Genomic DNA, 17,199 nt, shown 5'->3' with positions numbered 1-17,199 from the left:
CTCCACGTTTGACATCTCCCTTGCCGCTAGAGTGAAGCGGGCTATCTACAATGACGACGCGCAGCAAAACGAGGTCCTATTTTAATGGCGAATTTTTTCATCGATCGCCCCATTTTTGCCTGGGTGCTGGCAATTTTATTGTGCCTGACCGGCACGCTGGCTATTTTTTCTCTCCCTGTTGAGCAGTACCCGGATCTGGCCCCGCCTAACGTGCGGATCACGGCTAACTATCCGGGGGCATCCGCACAAACTCTGGAGAACACCGTTACCCAGGTGATTGAACAGAATATGACGGGCCTCGACAACCTGATGTACATGTCTTCCCAGAGCAGCGCCACCGGCCAGGCGTCGATAACGCTCAGCTTTACCGCGGGCGCCGACCCGGATGAAGCGGTGCAGCAGGTGCAGAACCAGCTTCAGTCAGCCTTGCGTAAGCTGCCGCAGGCGGTGCAAAACCAGGGCGTGACGGTGCGTAAAACCGGCGATACCAACATCCTGACCATCGCCTTTGTCTCCACTGACGGTTCAATGGATAAGCAGGATATCGCCGACTATGTCGCCAGTAATATTCAGGATCCGCTGAGCCGTATCAACGGCGTGGGGGATATCGACGCCTACGGGTCGCAGTACTCCATGCGCATCTGGCTCGACCCGGCGAAGCTCAACAGCTTCCAGATGACCGCGAAAGATGTCACCGACGCCATTGAATCGCAGAACGCCCAGATTGCGGTGGGTCAGTTGGGGGGCACGCCGTCCGTGGATAAACAGGCACTGAATGCCACCATTAACTCCCAGTCGCTGTTGCAAACGCCCCAGCAGTTCCGCGACATCACCCTGCGTGTCAATCAGGATGGCTCCGAGGTGCGCCTGGGGGATGTCGCCACCGTGGAGATGGGGGCCGAGAAGTATGATTACCTGAGCCGCTTCAACGGTAAGGCGGCCTCCGGGCTGGGGGTTAAACTGGCTTCCGGCGCCAACGAGATGGCCACCGCAGAACGGGTTATCGACCGTCTCGACGAGCTGTCGCACTACTTCCCGCACGGGCTGGAGTACAAAATCGCCTACGAGACCACCTCGTTCGTGAAGGCTTCTATTGAGGATGTGGTGAAAACCCTGCTCGAAGCCATCGCGCTGGTGTTTTTGGTCATGTACCTGTTCCTGCAAAACTTCCGCGCAACATTAATCCCCACCATCGCCGTTCCGGTAGTGTTGATGGGCACCTTCACGGTGCTCTACGCCTTTGGCTACAGCATCAACACCCTCACCATGTTTGCGATGGTGCTGGCGATAGGCCTGCTGGTGGATGATGCCATCGTGGTGGTGGAGAACGTTGAACGTATCATGAGCGAAGAGGGACTCTCGCCCCGGGAAGCGACGCGTAAATCGATGAAGCAGATCCAGGGCGCGCTGGTGGGTATCGCCATGGTGTTATCGGCGGTATTTGTGCCGATGGCCTTCTTTGGCGGTACCACCGGGGCGATCTACCGCCAGTTCTCAATAACCATCGTGGCGGCGATGGTGCTGTCGGTGCTGGTGGCGATGATCCTCACTCCAGCGCTGTGCGCCACCCTGCTTAAACCCCTGCATAAGGGGGAGCAACACGGTCAGAAAGGCTTCTTTGGCTGGTTCAACCGCATGTTTAACCGCAACGCGGCGCGCTATGAGGCGGGCGTGGGACGGGTTCTGCATCGCAGTCTGCGCTGGATGCTGATCTACATTCTGCTGCTGGGGGGCATGGTTTTCATGTTCCTGCGGCTGCCCACCTCGTTCCTGCCGCTTGAAGACCGGGGCATGTTTATTACCTCCGTGCAGTTACCGAGCGGCTCGACCCAGCAGCAGACTCTGAAGGTAGTGCAGCAGGTGGAGTCGTACTTCTTTAACCAGGAGAAAGACAACGTGCTGTCGGTCTTTGCCACCGTCGGCTCCGGCCCGGGCGGGAACGGACAGAACGTGGCGCGTATGTTTGTCCGTCTGAAAGACTGGGATGAGCGCGATGCCACAACCGGCAGCTCGTTTGCCATTATCGAGCGCGCCACCAAAGCCTTCAGCCGCATTAAAGAGGCGCGGGTCTTTGCCAGCAGCCCACCCGCCATCAGCGGGCTCGGCAGTTCGGCGGGCTTTGATATGGAGCTGCAGGATCACGCCGGGGCCGGACATGATGCGCTGATGGCCGCCCGCGACCGTCTGCTGGAGCTGGCCGGAGAAGAACCTTCCCTGACCCGCGTGCGTCACAACGGTCTGGACGATAGCCCGCAGATGCAGATCGATATCGATCAGCGTAAAGCCCAGGCGCTGGGCGTCTCCATCGATGATATCAACGACACCCTGCAAACCGCGTGGGGTTCGAGCTACGTGAACGATTTTATGGATCGTGGCCGCGTGAAAAAGGTCTACGTGCAGGCGGCGGCCAAATACCGCATGCTGCCGGACGATATCAACCTGTGGTACGTGCGCAATAAAGAGGGCGGCATGGTGCCCTTCTCGGCCTTTGCCACCTCGCGCTGGGAGACGGGCTCGCCGCGCCTGGAGCGCTACAACGGCTACGCCGCGGTGGAGATTGTCGGTGAAGCCGCGCCGGGCGTCAGTACCGGAACCGCGATGGATGTGATGGAAAATCTGGTGCGGCAGCTGCCTGCCGGATTTGGTCTCGAGTGGACCGCCATGTCCTATCAGGAACGCCTCTCGGGAGCCCAGGCTCCGGCGCTGTATGCCCTGTCGCTGCTGGTGGTATTCCTCTGTCTGGCCGCGCTGTATGAGAGCTGGTCGGTGCCATTCTCGGTGATGCTGGTGGTGCCGCTGGGGGTTATCGGCGCCCTGCTCGCCACCTGGATGCGCGGCCTGGAAAATGATGTCTATTTCCAGGTAGGGCTGTTAACGGTCATCGGTCTGTCGGCGAAGAACGCCATTCTGATTGTCGAGTTCGCCAACGAGATGAATGAAAAAGGTCAGGAGCTGATGGCCGCCACCCTGGAAGCCTGTCGCCAGCGCCTGCGCCCCATCCTGATGACCTCGCTGGCGTTTGTGTTTGGCGTTCTGCCGATGGCCACCAGCTCTGGCGCGGGCTCCAGCAGTCAGCATGCAGTGGGTACCGGGGTGATGGGCGGGATGATTTCGGCCACTGTTCTCGCCATTTACTTTGTTCCGCTGTTCTTTGTGCTGGTACGGCGACGTTTTCCGTTAAAGGAAAAACAGAAATAAGATCTTGATAATAAAAAAGGCGTCCTTACCGGCCGCCTTTTTTGTGTGTTAATTTTCACACTTTTATTATTTAGAAAATTAAGTGCTCTTGCGTTACTTGCTGAATGTCATTTACGAAGCATGCCTTCGATAAAATCTTTCCAGTTCCCCAGTTCACGTTCAATCATAACTACCTCTCTTATTATTATCGGCCATTCTACGAGAATATATCATCATTGTGAAGAGTTTTTAATCAGTGATACTGCTCTACCCCCGTTGGTACGACTGGCTTGTAGATACTATGGGCTCTTCGCGTTAAATTTTATGTGACCAACTGCAATATTTTGAAATAACCTTAATCAGGGCCGGGAAAATAACTTTGTAGCTGTTCTTAAATGCATTTTTGGCTATCAGCGCCCTATGCAATAAAGATGAAATTATATTCAGGACTTAAGTGCAATTTGTCACGCTGCTGAATATTCAATAAGGTAATAAAACAAATGTGTTATATTTCCACAAACGTTTACTCATCGAAATTACTGAGCAACTGACCACTTTTAAGACAAAAGGATTCACCATGATCACCCTGTATGGCATTAAAAATTGCGACACCATTAAAAAAGCCCGCCGCTGGCTGGAGCACAACAACATTGAGTACCGTTTTCACGACTATCGCGCCGACGGTATTGATGCTGATTTGATGCAGAAATTTATTGCTGAGCTCGGCTGGGAGGCGCTGCTCAACACGCGCGGCACCACCTGGCGCAAACTGGATGAAAGTGTGCGGGCCAGCATCAACAATGCCGACAGCGCAGCCGCATTAATGGTGGAAATGCCCGCAATCATCAAACGCCCATTGCTCTGGGCGCCCGGTAAGCCTATGCTGCTGGGTTTCAACGAAAATCAATACCAAACCTATTTTATTGAGGTGTAGTCTATGTCATGCCCGGTCATTGAGCTGACTCAGCAGCTTATTCGCCGCCCCTCCCTGAGCCCTGATGATGCGGGTTGTCAGGCTCTGATGATCGAACGCCTGCGGGCGATTGGTTTTACCGTCGAACCGATGGATTTTGGCGACACGCAAAATTTCTGGGCCTGGCGCGGCCAGGGTGAAACCCTGGCATTTGCCGGACATACCGATGTGGTACCCGCCGGTGATGCCGATCGCTGGATCAACCCTCCTTTCGAACCGACCATCCGCGACGGCATGCTCTTTGGTCGTGGCGCGGCAGATATGAAAGGATCGCTGGCAGCGATGGTGGTTGCCGCCGAACGTTTCGTGGCGCAATACCCGAACCATAAAGGCCGCCTGGCGTTTTTAATCACCTCTGATGAAGAGGCCAGCGCTAAAAACGGCACCGTGAAGGTGGTTGAAACGCTGATGGCCCGTAATGAACGTCTGGATTACTGCCTGGTGGGCGAGCCGTCCAGCACCGAAATGGTGGGCGACGTGGTGAAAAATGGCCGTCGCGGCTCTATCACCTGCAACCTGACCATTCACGGCGTCCAGGGTCACGTGGCTTATCCGCACCTGGCCGATAACCCGGTGCACCGCGCCGCGCCGATGCTCGAGGAACTGGTTGGCATTGAGTGGGATAAAGGCAATGAATATTTCCCACCGACCAGCATGCAGATCGCCAACATTCAGGCCGGTACCGGCAGCAATAACGTTATTCCTGGCGATCTGTTTGTGCAGTTCAACTTCCGCTTCAGCACCGAGCTGACGGATGAGATGATCAAAGCCCGCGTCGTGGCCCTGCTGGAGAAACACCAGCTGCGCTACAGCATCGACTGGTGGCTTTCGGGCCAGCCGTTCCTGACCGGGCGCGGCAAACTGGTGGATGCGGTAGTTAACGCCATCGCGCACTATAATGAAATTAAACCGCAACTGCTGACCACAGGCGGTACCTCTGACGGACGCTTTATTGCCCGCATGGGTGCACAGGTGGTCGAACTTGGGCCGGTGAATGCCACGATTCATAAAATCAATGAATGCGTGAATGCCGCTGATTTGCAACTGCTGGCCCGTATGTATCAACGTATCATGGAGCAACTTGTCGCCTGACGGTTGCCCCAAAGAAGGATAAGCGAATGGACTGGCTGGCTAAATACTGGTGGATCCTGGTACTGGTTTTTCTGGTAGGCGTACTGCTGAATGTGATCAAGGATCTCAAGCGCGTTGACCATAAGAAATTCCTCGCCAACAAACCTGAACTCCCCCCACATCGTGACTTTAACGACAAGTGGGATGATGAAGACGACTGGCCGAAGAAAGACCAGAAGAAGTAATGCCTGCCCCTCTCCCCCGGCGGGGAGAGGGTTATCCGCTAAAAGAACTCCACGATGTCGTCATCATTGGGCTTGCCGCCGCTGAGCGCTTCATCGAAGTAACGTTTCGGCACGGTAAAACGCAGGTGATCCAGCGCAAACTGCATGCTGCGATCGTCAATGGCGTGCCCCAGATCGTCGACAATATCCAGCGTCACATCACCGCCCGCGCGGATCAGCGCCTCCTGGGCAGCAACCGCATGGGAGAGCTCAATCACGCGATCGTCCCCGCCGTGGATCAGATGAATAGTGGTTCTGGTGGTCGCCTGTCCGGGCAAGGTCGCATAGCGGCCATTGAAAGCAATTACCCGCGAGACCAGGCCTGGCTCCGCTTTTATGCTCTCCAGCGCCATAATCGCTCCCTGGGAAAAACCGATCAGCGCCGTGGCATCCGCCTTCACACCGCTTTGCTGCTGCCAGTAACGCACCGTTTCGACAAAGGCCGGCATGATGGCATCCACGCGCTCCTGACGGCTCTCTTCGGTCACGCCCTGCACGGAAAACCACTGACGGCCGTTCGGGCCGCAAGGCTCCGGAGCGCCCACGCTCACCACAAGCGCGTCAGGAAACAGGGGTGCAAACCAGCGGCCAATCTCCCCCATATTGACCGGGTTGTCGCCAACGCCATGAAACAGCAGCAAAAGCTGTTTGGCTGGCATAGCGGGGCTCTGGACAACAAAATGGTCATGTTTCATGGCAGTCTCCTTAATGGGTAAGCGGGATTCTACGCCTGACAGGCAGAATGAACATGCCAGTTTACTGATGAAGTTATTGAAAAAATTGCCATTGCAAAACCGTCTGCTTCAGCTCCTGACAGCGCTGACTGTCCAGCTGCGCCAGCGCCTGGCCCGCCTCGCTGCGCAGATAATTCAGTAACGCCTTGCGCCCGTTCAGCCCCAGACTCTGGCTCAGCGCGCCGTCGTCCCGGTCCTGCTCGATTTTGCCCCGCAAGCCTGCCAGGGGCAGAACCGTTGACCGCAGCAGGCGCGTCAGACTGGCAAACGACGCCGTGAGGGGGCGATGAGCAAAAGCAAATCCGGCCAGCTCCAGCCAGTCATCATCATTAAGGGTAGACTCACCCGCGGGCTCTACCGGGATCTTTTCTCCGTTCATGCGTTCAATCACTGCGGCATCACGACAGAGCCGCTGATGCTCGCGCTGACACAGCGCCTGCCCCGCCGGGCTAAGCGGCAGGAGTGCCATCGCCGTGAAGCAGCCGCTGCTGGCCTCCCGGTGGCTCCCCATGCGCACCAGCACAAAACCGCAGCGCTGCCAGAAACGCCAGAGCGCGTCGGTGTAACCAAAGCTCACAGAAAGGTAGTCGAGGCTCGTCTGCTGGCAGGCCGCGGCCACCAGCGCCCGGCCAATGCCTTCGCGCTGGCGGGCAGGATGAACGGCTACGCGGGTCACCCGTCTCGCGCTCAGCGTTGCCGCCAGGGGCGAGCCCCCATGTGCCGCCAAAGATTGCGCCACCAGATTGCCGCGCGGACGCCGGTAGCCCGCCCATACCGCCTGGCTGAGCGCCGGGCTTAAGCCTCCCTCCTCCACCAGCCACAGCGCGCCGCAGACGCTCTCCCCTGCCCGGGCAACGGCAAAATGCTGTCCGGGGGCATCCATCATGCGTCGCAGATCGAGGGGGGATGTCCGGTAGTGGGCCGCGCAAAGCAGTTTATAGACCGCCGCCGGGAGCGCAGGGGCGCGGTTCCAGGCCTCCTGCTCCAGGGTTGCGTAGCCGATCTCCCCCAGCGGGATGCTGTCGTCGGGCTCATCATCAAACAGCAGCACCTGGGCGATAAGGCGCTCCAGCGGGCAGCCTGCCGCCCAGCGCACCGGGGTGGAGAGGGTGAAGTAACGCAGCCCGGCAAAACGGGCGCAGAATTTCAGCAGGAACCCCCTGCCGGTGCCCTCATAGCCCTGCACCGTGGTGGTCAGCAGGACCCGGGGAAAGCGCGTCACCAGCCGCTCCAGCAGCGGGCCGGGAATGGCCGCCGCCTCATCAACGATCAACCAGTCGGCATGTTCGTCCGGGGCCAGCAGCGCGTCAGGGGCCATAAAGCGATAGCGCTCGCCACCGAAACGGGCAATGACGTCGGTCGCCGCCCTGGCGGGAGCGGTGACAATGGCGTTGCCCATAATGCGATGCAACAGCATGCCCGCCAGTGCCGACTTGCCGCGCCCGCGCGGAGCGGTGACGGCGGCGACGCCTTCAGGCATGGTAATGAGCTGGTCCAGTATCGCAGCCTGCTCGCTCTGGGGCTCGCCGCTGGCTGGATGCCAGTCGGGTGCGGGTGGCGTTGGCGTAAGCATAAAAGGCTCGCCCTGCTGCCAGCGTAACACCTGCGGATCGCCCAGGATGTGGCGGCAGAAGCGGTCAATAAAGCGCGGCGTAGGGATGGGCTCTGGCCTGTCGCTCCAGCGCAGCGAATCCTGGTCGGGAATCTTTGGCCAATGCGTCAGGTCGGGTGTGAGTAAAACCAGTAGACTGCCGGCTCGCAGGGTGCCCGCCACGGCAGCAAAGGCCGAGACGTCGAAGCCGTGCCGGGCGTCGAAGATAGCGTGAAGAAACTCACGGCCCAGCAGCCGATGCAGCGCCTGGGGCGCGCAGGATGGCGGCTGCGGGGCATCAGCGCCAATCCACAGCCACTCCCCGGGATACTCCTCTTTCAACAGCCGCGCCTGCTGCTGCGTCCAGGTTTCATCCCCGCTCAGCACCAGCAGCCGCCGGTGCCCTTCCCGCGCCAGTTGTTCAGGCAGGCCTGATAAATTCATCCCTGACATTGAAAATTACAGCGCCTTGCCGAAGGTATTGCACTGTGCCGGATCGCCGCCGTCAAAGCCCTTTTTGAACCAGTTATAGCGCTGTTCTGACGTACCGTGCGTAAAGCTGTCTGGCACGACATGGCCCTGACTTTGCTGTTGCAAACGGTCATCGCCAATGGCGTGGGCCGCGTTGAGGGCCTCTTCCAGATCGCCCGCCTCCAGCACGCCCTCCTGCTGCATCTTGTGACCCCAGACGCCGGCGAAGCAGTCGGCCTGCAGTTCCATGCGTACCGACAGGGCATTCACCTCTTTCTCGCTGGCATTCTGCTGCAGCTGACGCACTTTAGGTTCAATCCCGAGCAGTTTTTGCACGTGATGGCCGACTTCATGGGCGATAACATAGCCCTGGGCAAAGTCGCCGTCGGCGCCCAGCTTATGTTTCATGTCATCGTAGAAGGAGAGATCGATATAGACGGTAGAGTCAGCAGGACAGTAGAACGGACCCATGACCGATTGTCCGGTGCCGCAGCCGGTGCGGGTGGCGCCGCGATACATCACCAGCTTCGGTTGCTGGTAGGTACGGCCCATTTTTTCAAACAGCTGGCCCCAGGTATCTTCTGTGGTGGCGAGAATGACCGACGTAAATTTCGCCGCCTCGTCTTCACTTGGGCTGATGGAACGCGTTGCCTGCTGCTGTTGCTGAATCGGTTGCCCGGTTAACAGCCCGCTCAGGTCGACCCCGTAGTAGCCCGCCACCACGACCACCAGCAAAATAATAATGCCGCCCTTGCCTCCCGGCAGGCGAAATCCCGGGCCGCCCATTGACGGGCCCCTACTGCTGCGTCTGTCATCCACATTGTCACTTTCACGACGCCCTTGCCAGCGCATAATCCCACCTCGAAAAATATCATCTTGATAACAGGTATGATCGTAGGCGCTTCGAAGCAAGATTACCACAGGAAACAGGAGTGAGATGCCAGAGGAGGCTGTGCTCCTCTGGCAGGTAGGGCAGGATTAATCGAGTTTAACACCCAGACGGTGAGCAACGGCTTCGTACGCTTCAATCAGGCCGCCCAGGCTTTGGCGGAAGCGGTCTTTGTCCATTTTATCCAGGGTCTCTTTGTCCCACAGGCGGCTGCCGTCCGGGGAGAATTCATCACCCAGCACCACCTCACCTTTATACAATCCGAATTCCAGTTTGAAGTCGACCAGAATGAGGCCCGCGTCGTCAAAGAGCTTCTTCAGCACGTCATTAGCTTTGAAGGTCAGCTCCTGCATACGCGCCAGATTCTCTTTGCTCACCCAGCCAAAGGTTTCGCAGTAAGATTCGTTGACCATCGGGTCGTGCATGGCGTCGTTTTTCAGGAACAGGTCGAACAGCGGTGGGTTCAGCTCCATGCCCTCTTCGATGCCCAGACGCTTCACCAGGGAGCCCGCGGCGCGGTTACGGACGACACATTCAACCGGCACCATGTCCAGCTTCTTCACCAGACACTCTGTATCGGACAGTAACGCTTCCATCTGCGTCGGGATACCCGCCTCTTCGAGCTTGCTCATAATGAAATGGTTGAACTTGTTGTTCACCATGCCTTTACGGTCAAACTGCTCAATGCGCGCGCCATCTCCTGCTGACGTATCATTGCGGAACTCGAGCACCAACAGATCCGGGTTTTCCGTGCTGTATACGGTTTTCGCTTTGCCACGATACAACTCAGCTTGCTTCTGCATCTTCATTACTCCTGGTGTGATGATTTGTGTTCAAAACTGGAGATATTATGCCACGCACACGTTTGCGTAGCACGAAAATTAAAAGGGCTGGATTAACCAGCCCTTTTTTTTACTTGCTGAATGCCGCCTGAAGGACAGCGACCAGCGCATCATTCTGCGACTGGGTCAGCGTATGGCCTTTCGGATCGATAAACTGCAGGCTGCTACGGTTGTCCAGATCGCCGACCTGAAGTTTGTAATCGCCCGAAGCCAGACCCGGATCGCGTACGCCCAGCTCTTCCCAGCTGCTGTCAGAGAGCGGTTTGTAGGTGAGCGTCATGCTGCCGGTTGAGCGGGTGCTGTCGGTGACTTTCATGCCGACACGCTCAAGGGTAGAAGGCAGACGCTGCCAGACCTGGTTGAACGGACCACGCACTACCAGCATTGGCAGACCGGTATCGTCGGCAGCGCTCTGCACGTCGAAGGTGGCACCATTACGGTTCTGAGCAGCATTCGCCGCGTCGGTGGCGCTCTTATCAAGACCCGCAGCAATCACGTTAAGCAGTTCGGTGCTGTAACGCTGCATGGATGCCGCGTCGGCAACCGGTTTGCCCGCCTGCTCCAGGTTGATGAGTTTAACCACCACCGCCTGCTGATAACCCTGAGGTTTAACAGAGACTTGATAGCGCCCACGGTACTGCTGGTCTTCATCCAGACGGCTCCATTCGATCCAGTCTGTCGTCAGCGTCTGGCTGGCATCGTCGCGCTGGGTAATCGCGTAGTTCTTCGACTGAAGTACGCTCACCACCTGCGGCCACAGTCCGGCATTGCGCGCGCTCTCAACCTGCAGCGTCGCGGTATCGCCGGTGAACTGAGTACGCGCCCCGCTTACCAGCGCCAGAGGCTGTGCTGGCGGACGAATATCAAGCGCTTTGCCTACCGCGCCGCTACCGTTGGCAACCGGAATGTTGTAGTCGCCATTCTGAATGGGCAGGATCATGCCAGCAGGTGCATGAAGTTCAGCAAGCGGCGCAGCATCCAGATAGGATTCGTCACCGCTCACCTGGCGCTTGTAGCGTGAATCTGAGCTACAGGCCGCGAGCAGCATAACAAGCGAAACACCCGCAACCTTCACCAGGCGCGACTTCTGTACTGAGTAAGCCATCAAATCTCCCTAAACTTTACAGCAGACCGGCATGCTTCAGCGCCGCAGTGACCGTTTCACGACCGTGGTCGGTAATCGGGGTCATTGGCAGACGCAGCGTATCGGTCGCTACAAGTCCCAACTCCTTACATGCCCATTTCACTGGGATTGGATTGGGTTCGACAAATAATTTGTTGTGCAGCGGCATCAGACGCTGGTTAATCACACGCGCTTCCTGGAAATGACCAGCCGCAGCCAGTTTACACATTTCAGCCATATCGCGGGCTGCAACGTTAGAGGTCACGGAAATCACGCCGTGGCCGCCGAGCTGCATAAAGTCCAGCGAGGTCGCATCATCGCCACTCAGCAGAATAAAGTCGTCTGAAACCAGCTCTTTGATCTGATGAACGCGGCTTAAGTTCCCGGTCGCCTCTTTAATACCGATAATATTTTTTACTTTCGCGAGGCGGCCTACCGTTTCTGGCAGCATATCGCAGCCAGTGCGCGACGGCACATTATACAGAATTTGTGGCAAGTCAGTATGTTCAGCGATGGCTTTGAAATGCTGGAACAGACCTTCCTGGGTAGGACGGTTGTAGTATGGGGTTACCGTCAGGCATCCCACCACACCACTGTCGTTGAAGCGCTGGGTCAGACTGATGGCTTCAGCCGTGGCGTTGGCACCTGTACCAGCGATAACCGGGATACGCCCGTCAGCCAGTTCAAGGGTCATCAACACCACTTCGCCATGCTCTTCGTGGCTCAACGTAGCAGACTCACCGGTAGTTCCTACCGAAACAATCGCCGAGGTTCCGCTGGCGACATGATAATCAATCAGTTTCTTCAGGCTTGACCGGCAGACATTACCTTTCTCATCCATCGGTGTTACAAGCGCGACAATACTTCCCGTGAACATGGGCCATCCTCTGTGCGTACAAGAGCCTCAATGGTACGTTTGGTGCTGTAATAAAAGCAAGCGACGTGAGACCTCCAGGTTATTGTATGCCGGTTTTTTTTATGCTTTCCTTAGAAAGACTAAACCAAGCAAAGGAAGAACAGGTTTGACAACCTCATCACAACATTACCTGGTTATTACTGCGCTGGGTGCCGACAGGCCGGGGATCGTGAACACCATCACCCGCCACGTCAGTAGCTGCGGCTGCAACATCGAAGACAGCCGCCTGGCGATGCTGGGTGAAGAGTTTACTTTCATCATGCTGCTTTCCGGGTCGTGGAATGCGATTACCCTGATTGAATCGACCCTGCCGTTAAAAGGCGCAGAGCTGGATCTGCTGATCGTGATGAAGCGCACCACCGCGCGCCCGCAGCCTGCCCTGCCGGCTACCGTCTGGGTCCAGGTGGAAGTGACTGACTCCCCGCATTTAATCGAACGCTTTACCGCCCTGTTTGACAGCCACCAGATGAATATCGCCGAGCTGGTCTCGCGGACGCAACCGGGCAAAGATGACGCCGTGCCGAAACTGTTTATTCAGATCACCGCCCACAGCCCGGCGTCGCGGGATGCCTCAAATATCGAGCAAGCGTTCAAAGCCCTCTGTACAGAACTGAATGCGCAAGGCAGTATTAACGTCGTCAATTATTCCCAGCATGAACAGGATGGAGTTGAGTAATGAATCCACTGAAAGCCGGTGACATCGCACCGAAATTTAGCTTGCCCGATCAAGACGGTGAGCAAGTAAATTTGACCGACTTCCAGGGACAGCGTGTACTGGTCTATTTCTACCCGAAAGCCATGACCCCAGGCTGTACCGTACAAGCCTGCGGCTTACGCGATAACATGGACGAGTTGAAAACCGCCGGCGTCGAAGTGCTGGGTATCAGCACCGACAAACCGGAAAAACTGTCTCGTTTCGCCGAAAAAGAGCTGCTTAACTTCACGCTGCTTTCTGACGAAGATCACCAGGTTTGCAACGCGTTTGGCGTCTGGGGTGAGAAAACCTTTATGGGTAAAACCTATGACGGTATCCACCGCATCAGCTTCCTGATCGACGCTGACGGCAAAGTTGAACACGTGTTTGATGACTTCAAAACCAGCAATCACCACGATGTGGTGCTGGAATGGGTGAAAGCGAACGCCTGATTTGGCTCTTCGCTTGTTTCGCCGGGTGGCGCTACGCTTACCCGGCCTACAAAATCCATAGGCCCGTGCAAGCGTTAGCGCCGCCGGGCAACAGCCTACTCCTCCACTGCCGGCACATCCGGCCAGGCATGCACCACCGCTTTAACCAGTGTTGCCAGCGGGATCGCGAAGAAGACTCCCCAGAATCCCCATAATCCGCCAAAAATTACCACCGACAGAATAATGACGAGTGGGTGCAGGTTTACCGCTTCCGAGAACAGCACCGGAACCAGCAGGTTTCCGTCCAGCCCCTGAATAATCAGATAGACGACGAAACAGCTCCAGAACTCGGTGCCCAGACCAAACTGGAAGAGCGCCACGCCCACTACCGGAATGGTGACCACAAACGCCCCGATATAGGGAATCAGCACCGAGAAGCCTACCAGCACCGCCAGCAGTAGCGAGTAGTTGAGGCCGAAGATTAAGAAGCCAATCCAGGTGGCAACCCCAACGACAATCATCTCCAGCACTTTGCCGCGAATGTAGTTGGTGATCTGCTGGTTCATCTCCTTCCACACCTGTCCTGCCAGCCCACGGTTACGCGGCAGGACGCGGCGCACCGCGTTAAGCATCTGATCTTTGTCCTTGACCAGGAAGAAGACCATCAGCGGCACCAGCACCAGATAGACCGCCAGCGTCAGCAGGCCCACCAGCGACGCGAGGGAGAATTTCACCACCGTATCCCCCATCGTCATGATGCGGGTGCGCATGTTCTCGGCCATAGCATCGATGATGCCCGCATCCATCAGGGCCGGATAGCGGCGCGGCAGGGTGGCGGCAAAGTCAGAGAGTTTGCTGAGCATCCCCGGCATATCGCGGATGAGATTGATCCCCTGCTGCCAGGCGATCGGCAATACTACAAAGGACATCACCATCAGGATGCCGACAAAAAAGACCAGCACGATGATGCTGGCCCAGCGGCGGGAACAGCCAATATTTTCCAGCCGGACGGTAGGCCACTCCAGTAAATAGGCGAGCACGATTGCCACCAGTAGCGGCGCCAGCAGCCCGCTAAAGAAGAAGAGGATGCCAAAACCGGCAACCAGAATAATCAGCAAAGCAATGGCCTCAGGATCGCTAAAACGTCGGCGGTACCACTGCATTAATAACTCGAGCATTCAACCCTTCCCTGAAGATATTGGCGGAACGTAAAGGGTGAATTGTATCGAAGAGTTAATGAAAAGACTTTCGCTTTTTCTTGCTCCGTCACAAAACGCAAAAGCCTGAAAAGAGGGATTTTCTTATCGCCCTGAGGCGCATACACTTGCAGAGCAGCCGCAGATGAACGATATGCGGGTTCTTCGGTCAAATTAGCACACCCACCAGACAGGACAGAGGTTATGTTCAGGCAGTTGAAAAAAACGTTGGTTGCGACGCTCATCGCTGCGCTGACCGCTGGCCAGATGATGCCAGCCTTCGCTGACTCTGCAGACGCATTGCCGGATATGGGCACCTCGGCAGGAAGCACGCTCTCCATTGGTCAGGAGATGCAAATGGGCGATTTCTACGTGCGCCAGCTGCGCGGCAGTGCGCCGTTGATCAACGATCCATTGCTGGTGCAGTACATCAATTCGCTGGGGATGCGCCTTGTCTCCCACGCGGATTCGGTAAAGACCCCTTTCCACTTCTATTTGATCAATAACGACGAGATCAACGCCTTCGCTTTCTTCGGCGGCAACGTGGTGCTGCACTCGGCGTTATTCCGCTATGCCGACAACGAAAGCCAGCTGGCCTCGGTAATGGCGCACGAAATTTCTCACGTCACCCAGCGTCACCTGGCGCGCGCGATGGAAGATCAGAAGCGCAGCGCCCCGCTCACCTGGGTGGGCGCACTGGGCTCTATCCTGCTGGCGATGGCGAGCCCGCAAGCGGGTATGGCCGCGCTGACGGGTACCCTGGCGGGCACCCGTCAGGGGATGATCAGCTTTACCCAGCAAAATGAACAGGAAGCGGACCGCATCGGTATTCAGGTACTGCAACGCTCCGGGTTCGACCCGCAGGCGATGCCGAACTTCCTCGAAAAGTTACTCGACCGGGCGCGCTACTCCTCGCGTCCGCCGGAAATTCTGCTGACTCACCCCCTGCCGGAAAGCCGTCTCTCGGATGCCCGCAACCGCGCCAACCAGATGCGTCCGGTGGTGGCGCAGTCCTCAGAAGATTTCTATATGGCGAAGGTCAGAACCCTCGGCATGTACAACTCGGGGCGCAACCAGTTGACCAACGATCTGCTCGATGCCCTGAATAAAGGCAACGTGCGTGAACAGCGTGCCGCCCGGTATGGCCGTGCCTTACAGGCAATGGAGGCCAGCAATTATGACGAGGCGCGCAAAAACCTGCAGCCGCTGCTGGCCGCAGAGGCCAACAATGCCTGGTATCTTGATCTGGCAACTGACATCGACTTAGGGCAGAAAAAAGCCCAGGATGCGATCAACCGTCTGAAAGGCGCCCGTGACCTGCGCAACAACCCGGTCCTGCAACTCAACCTGGCGAATGCTTACTTACAGGGTGGACAGCCGCAGGAAGCCGCGCCCATTCTCAACCGCTACACCTTCAATAATAAAGATGATCCTAACGGCTGGGATCTGCTGGCCCAGGCGGAAGCCGCGCTCGGCCATCGCGATCAGGAGCTGGCTGCCCGCGCCGAAGGTTATGCCCTGGCCGGACGTCTGGATCAGGCCATCTCCCTGCTGAGCAGCGCCAGCTCGCAGGTGAAACTCGGCAGCCTGCAACAGGCCCGTTACGATGCCCGTATCGATCAGTTGCGCCAGCTGCAGCAGCGCTATCGCGCGTATGAAAAGATGTAAAAGGAGAAAAGATGTCTGACGCGGTTACGATCTACCATAACCCTCGCTGCTCAAAGAGCCGCGAAACCCTGAACCTGCTGAAAGCCAACGACGTTGAGCCGCAGGTGGTGCTCTATCTGGAGACGCCGCCGGATGCCGACACCCTCCGCACGCTGCTCACCCAGTTGGGAATGACCAGCGCCAGAGCGTTAATGCGCCAGAAAGAGGAGCTTTACAGAGAGTTGCGTCTGGCAGACAGCGCGCTCAGTGAAGATGAGTTAATTCAGGCGATGGTGGAGCATCCGAAGCTGATTGAGCGCCCGATTGTGGTGGCCAACGGCCAGGCCCGGATTGGACGCCCGCCTGAGCAGGTGCTTGAGATTGTGAAGTAAGCAGGATTGGCCCGGTAGCGCGTGCGCCGGGCCTAAAGATTGAGAATGTCTTTCACAAAAGGAATGGTGAGTTTCCGCTGGGCAGTGATGGATGCCTTATCCAGCTGATCGAGCGTCATAAACAGCGTACGCATCTCGCGATCTAAACGTTTTAGCAGAAAACGCCCTACGTCTTCCGGCAGTTCAAATCCCCGTAACCGCGCCCGCAGCTGCAAAGCCTGCAGCTTATCTTCATCGGAAAGCGGCTGTAATTTGTAGATTTGTCCCCAGTCGAGACGCGAGGCCAGATCGGCCAGCCCGAGATTTAACTGACGCGGCGGTCGATCGCCGGTGATCAGCAGCCGGGTCTTCCCCGACTCCAGAATGCGGTTATAGAGATTGAAAATCGCCATTTCCCACAGCTCATCCCCCGCCACGCATTCGATATTGTCGATGCAGACCAGCGACAGCTGTTCCATTCCATCGAGCACCTCCGGCACAAACCAGGTGCGTTTATCCAGCGGCACATAGCCGACCGCATCCCCGCGCTGAGAAAGTTCAGCACAGGCGGCGTGCAGCAGATGGCTGCGCCCCGCGCCTTCGCGTGACCAGATATAGATGTAACCGCTGTGCTCCTGGCGCAACACGTTTTGCAGTGCAGCCAGTAAAGAGGGGTTATCACCCGGCCAGAAACTCGCGAAAGTTTCGTCGTCGGGAAGATAAAGTGGCAAAGAGAGCTGTGCCGGTGCGTTCAGAAATACCTCAACCAGGTCTTACTCGGAATCGGCC

17 protein-coding genes are annotated in these 17,199 nt (G+C 57.1%); 8 read left to right on the top strand and 9 right to left on the bottom strand.

Features of this window, described 5'->3' with window-relative positions:
* Positions 1–84: 84 nt before the first annotated feature.
* Positions 85–3,198: a multidrug efflux RND transporter permease AcrD gene (acrD, locus tag ACT3IC_RS15650; protein WP_180209675.1), complete on the top strand. Its 3,114-nt coding sequence runs from the start codon at positions 85–87 to the stop codon at positions 3,196–3,198.
* Positions 3,199–3,305: 107 nt separating this feature from the next.
* Here acrD and ypfM read toward each other — a convergent pair whose 3' ends face one another.
* The gene (ypfM, locus tag ACT3IC_RS15645; RefSeq protein WP_015572204.1) at positions 3,306–3,365 is read right to left on the bottom strand and encodes a protein YpfM; all 60 of its coding nucleotides are present in this window, start codon (positions 3,363–3,365) and stop codon (positions 3,306–3,308) included.
* A gap of 389 nt (positions 3,366–3,754) precedes the next feature.
* On the opposite strand from ypfM, the gene ACT3IC_RS15640 reads away from it, so the two are divergent.
* The 3 genes from ACT3IC_RS15640 to ACT3IC_RS15630 are packed head-to-tail and all read left to right on the top strand — an operon-like array spanning position 3,755 to position 5,466.
* Positions 3,755–4,111 (top strand): ArsC family reductase, encoded by a 357-nt coding sequence (locus tag ACT3IC_RS15640; RefSeq protein ID WP_103180672.1) that lies wholly within the window; start codon positions 3,755–3,757, stop codon positions 4,109–4,111.
* Between the two features lie 3 nt (positions 4,112–4,114).
* On the top strand, positions 4,115–5,242 hold the full coding sequence (gene dapE, locus ACT3IC_RS15635) for a succinyl-diaminopimelate desuccinylase (RefSeq protein WP_156655013.1): 1,128 nt from the start codon (positions 4,115–4,117) through the stop codon (positions 5,240–5,242).
* A gap of 26 nt (positions 5,243–5,268) precedes the next feature.
* A complete protein-coding gene (locus tag ACT3IC_RS15630; RefSeq protein WP_039029679.1) occupies positions 5,269–5,466 on the top strand; it encodes a YpfN family protein in 198 nt (65 codons plus the stop codon).
* Positions 5,467–5,504: 38 nt separating this feature from the next.
* Here ACT3IC_RS15630 and ypfH read toward each other — a convergent pair whose 3' ends face one another.
* The 6 genes from ypfH to dapA form a co-directional block, all read right to left on the bottom strand.
* Positions 5,505–6,200, bottom strand: coding sequence for an esterase (gene ypfH / locus ACT3IC_RS15625; protein ID WP_103180674.1), 696 nt, complete (start codon positions 6,198–6,200; stop codon positions 5,505–5,507).
* Between the two features lie 73 nt (positions 6,201–6,273).
* Positions 6,274–8,274, bottom strand: coding sequence for a tRNA(Met) cytidine acetyltransferase TmcA (locus ACT3IC_RS15620; protein ID WP_473478928.1), 2,001 nt, complete (start codon positions 8,272–8,274; stop codon positions 6,274–6,276).
* 15 nt (positions 8,275–8,289) lie between these two features.
* Positions 8,290–9,153: a KPN_02809 family neutral zinc metallopeptidase gene (ypfJ, locus tag ACT3IC_RS15615; RefSeq protein WP_156655015.1), complete on the bottom strand. Its 864-nt coding sequence runs from the start codon at positions 9,151–9,153 to the stop codon at positions 8,290–8,292.
* Positions 9,154–9,279: 126 nt separating this feature from the next.
* A complete protein-coding gene (gene purC / locus ACT3IC_RS15610; protein WP_103180677.1) occupies positions 9,280–9,993 on the bottom strand; it encodes a phosphoribosylaminoimidazolesuccinocarboxamide synthase in 714 nt (237 codons plus the stop codon).
* A gap of 109 nt (positions 9,994–10,102) precedes the next feature.
* Positions 10,103–11,137: an outer membrane protein assembly factor BamC gene (gene bamC, locus ACT3IC_RS15605; protein ID WP_103180678.1), complete on the bottom strand. Its 1,035-nt coding sequence runs from the start codon at positions 11,135–11,137 to the stop codon at positions 10,103–10,105.
* A gap of 16 nt (positions 11,138–11,153) precedes the next feature.
* On the bottom strand, positions 11,154–12,032 hold the full coding sequence (gene dapA, locus ACT3IC_RS15600; protein WP_103180679.1) for a 4-hydroxy-tetrahydrodipicolinate synthase: 879 nt from the start codon (positions 12,030–12,032) through the stop codon (positions 11,154–11,156).
* A gap of 145 nt (positions 12,033–12,177) precedes the next feature.
* Here dapA and ACT3IC_RS15595 point away from each other — a divergent pair, with 145 nt between their 5' ends.
* Together ACT3IC_RS15595 and bcp are read left to right on the top strand one after the other, a co-directional pair.
* On the top strand, positions 12,178–12,747 hold the full coding sequence (locus tag ACT3IC_RS15595; RefSeq protein ID WP_197431813.1) for a glycine cleavage system transcriptional repressor: 570 nt from the start codon (positions 12,178–12,180) through the stop codon (positions 12,745–12,747).
* Complete coding sequence (gene bcp, locus ACT3IC_RS15590; RefSeq protein ID WP_039029687.1) at positions 12,747–13,217, top strand: thioredoxin-dependent thiol peroxidase; 471 nt, start codon at positions 12,747–12,749, stop codon at positions 13,215–13,217. The genes ACT3IC_RS15595 and bcp overlap by 1 nt, the downstream gene beginning before the upstream one ends.
* Positions 13,218–13,312: 95 nt before the next feature.
* Here the strand turns inward: bcp and ACT3IC_RS15585 are convergent, their stop codons facing one another.
* Positions 13,313–14,374, bottom strand: coding sequence for an AI-2E family transporter (locus ACT3IC_RS15585; protein ID WP_103180681.1), 1,062 nt, complete (start codon positions 14,372–14,374; stop codon positions 13,313–13,315).
* Positions 14,375–14,596: 222 nt separating this feature from the next.
* On the opposite strand from ACT3IC_RS15585, the gene bepA reads away from it, so the two are divergent.
* Together bepA and arsC are read left to right on the top strand one after the other, a co-directional pair.
* A complete protein-coding gene (gene bepA / locus ACT3IC_RS15580; protein ID WP_103180682.1) occupies positions 14,597–16,060 on the top strand; it encodes a beta-barrel assembly-enhancing protease in 1,464 nt (487 codons plus the stop codon).
* A gap of 11 nt (positions 16,061–16,071) precedes the next feature.
* Complete coding sequence (gene arsC / locus ACT3IC_RS15575; RefSeq protein WP_159340063.1) at positions 16,072–16,431, top strand: arsenate reductase (glutaredoxin); 360 nt, start codon at positions 16,072–16,074, stop codon at positions 16,429–16,431.
* A 32-nt stretch (positions 16,432–16,463) separates the two neighbouring features.
* Here arsC and ACT3IC_RS15570 read toward each other — a convergent pair whose 3' ends face one another.
* Positions 16,464–17,165 (bottom strand): DnaA inactivator Hda, encoded by a 702-nt coding sequence (locus tag ACT3IC_RS15570; RefSeq protein ID WP_214422612.1) that lies wholly within the window; start codon positions 17,163–17,165, stop codon positions 16,464–16,466.
* Positions 17,166–17,199 lie beyond the last annotated feature (34 nt).

The organism is Leclercia sp. GHBNCSD (assembly GCF_055805075.1).
This window is presented reverse-complemented; position numbering and strand designations above follow the sequence as displayed.

What these genes read in the sequence shown, in the direction of transcription:
- ACT3IC_RS15620 (WP_473478928.1), bottom strand. Translation starts at nt 8,274, where the DNA reads ATGAATTTATCAGGCCTGCCTGAACAACTGGCGCGGGAAGGGCACCGG.
- acrD (WP_180209675.1), top strand. Translation starts at nt 85, where the DNA reads ATGGCGAATTTTTTCATCGATCGCCCCATTTTTGCCTGGGTGCTGGCA.
- ypfH (WP_103180674.1), bottom strand. Translation starts at nt 6,200, where the DNA reads ATGAAACATGACCATTTTGTTGTCCAGAGCCCCGCTATGCCAGCCAAA.
- arsC (WP_159340063.1), top strand. Translation starts at nt 16,072, where the DNA reads ATGTCTGACGCGGTTACGATCTACCATAACCCTCGCTGCTCAAAGAGC.
- purC (WP_103180677.1), bottom strand. Translation starts at nt 9,993, where the DNA reads ATGCAGAAGCAAGCTGAGTTGTATCGTGGCAAAGCGAAAACCGTATAC.
- bcp (WP_039029687.1), top strand. Translation starts at nt 12,747, where the DNA reads ATGAATCCACTGAAAGCCGGTGACATCGCACCGAAATTTAGCTTGCCC.
- dapA (WP_103180679.1), bottom strand. Translation starts at nt 12,032, where the DNA reads ATGTTCACGGGAAGTATTGTCGCGCTTGTAACACCGATGGATGAGAAA.
- bamC (WP_103180678.1), bottom strand. Translation starts at nt 11,137, where the DNA reads ATGGCTTACTCAGTACAGAAGTCGCGCCTGGTGAAGGTTGCGGGTGTT.
- ACT3IC_RS15640 (WP_103180672.1), top strand. Translation starts at nt 3,755, where the DNA reads ATGATCACCCTGTATGGCATTAAAAATTGCGACACCATTAAAAAAGCC.
- ACT3IC_RS15630 (WP_039029679.1), top strand. Translation starts at nt 5,269, where the DNA reads ATGGACTGGCTGGCTAAATACTGGTGGATCCTGGTACTGGTTTTTCTG.
- bepA (WP_103180682.1), top strand. Translation starts at nt 14,597, where the DNA reads ATGTTCAGGCAGTTGAAAAAAACGTTGGTTGCGACGCTCATCGCTGCG.
- ACT3IC_RS15585 (WP_103180681.1), bottom strand. Translation starts at nt 14,374, where the DNA reads ATGCTCGAGTTATTAATGCAGTGGTACCGCCGACGTTTTAGCGATCCT.
- ypfJ (WP_156655015.1), bottom strand. Translation starts at nt 9,153, where the DNA reads ATGCGCTGGCAAGGGCGTCGTGAAAGTGACAATGTGGATGACAGACGC.
- dapE (WP_156655013.1), top strand. Translation starts at nt 4,115, where the DNA reads ATGTCATGCCCGGTCATTGAGCTGACTCAGCAGCTTATTCGCCGCCCC.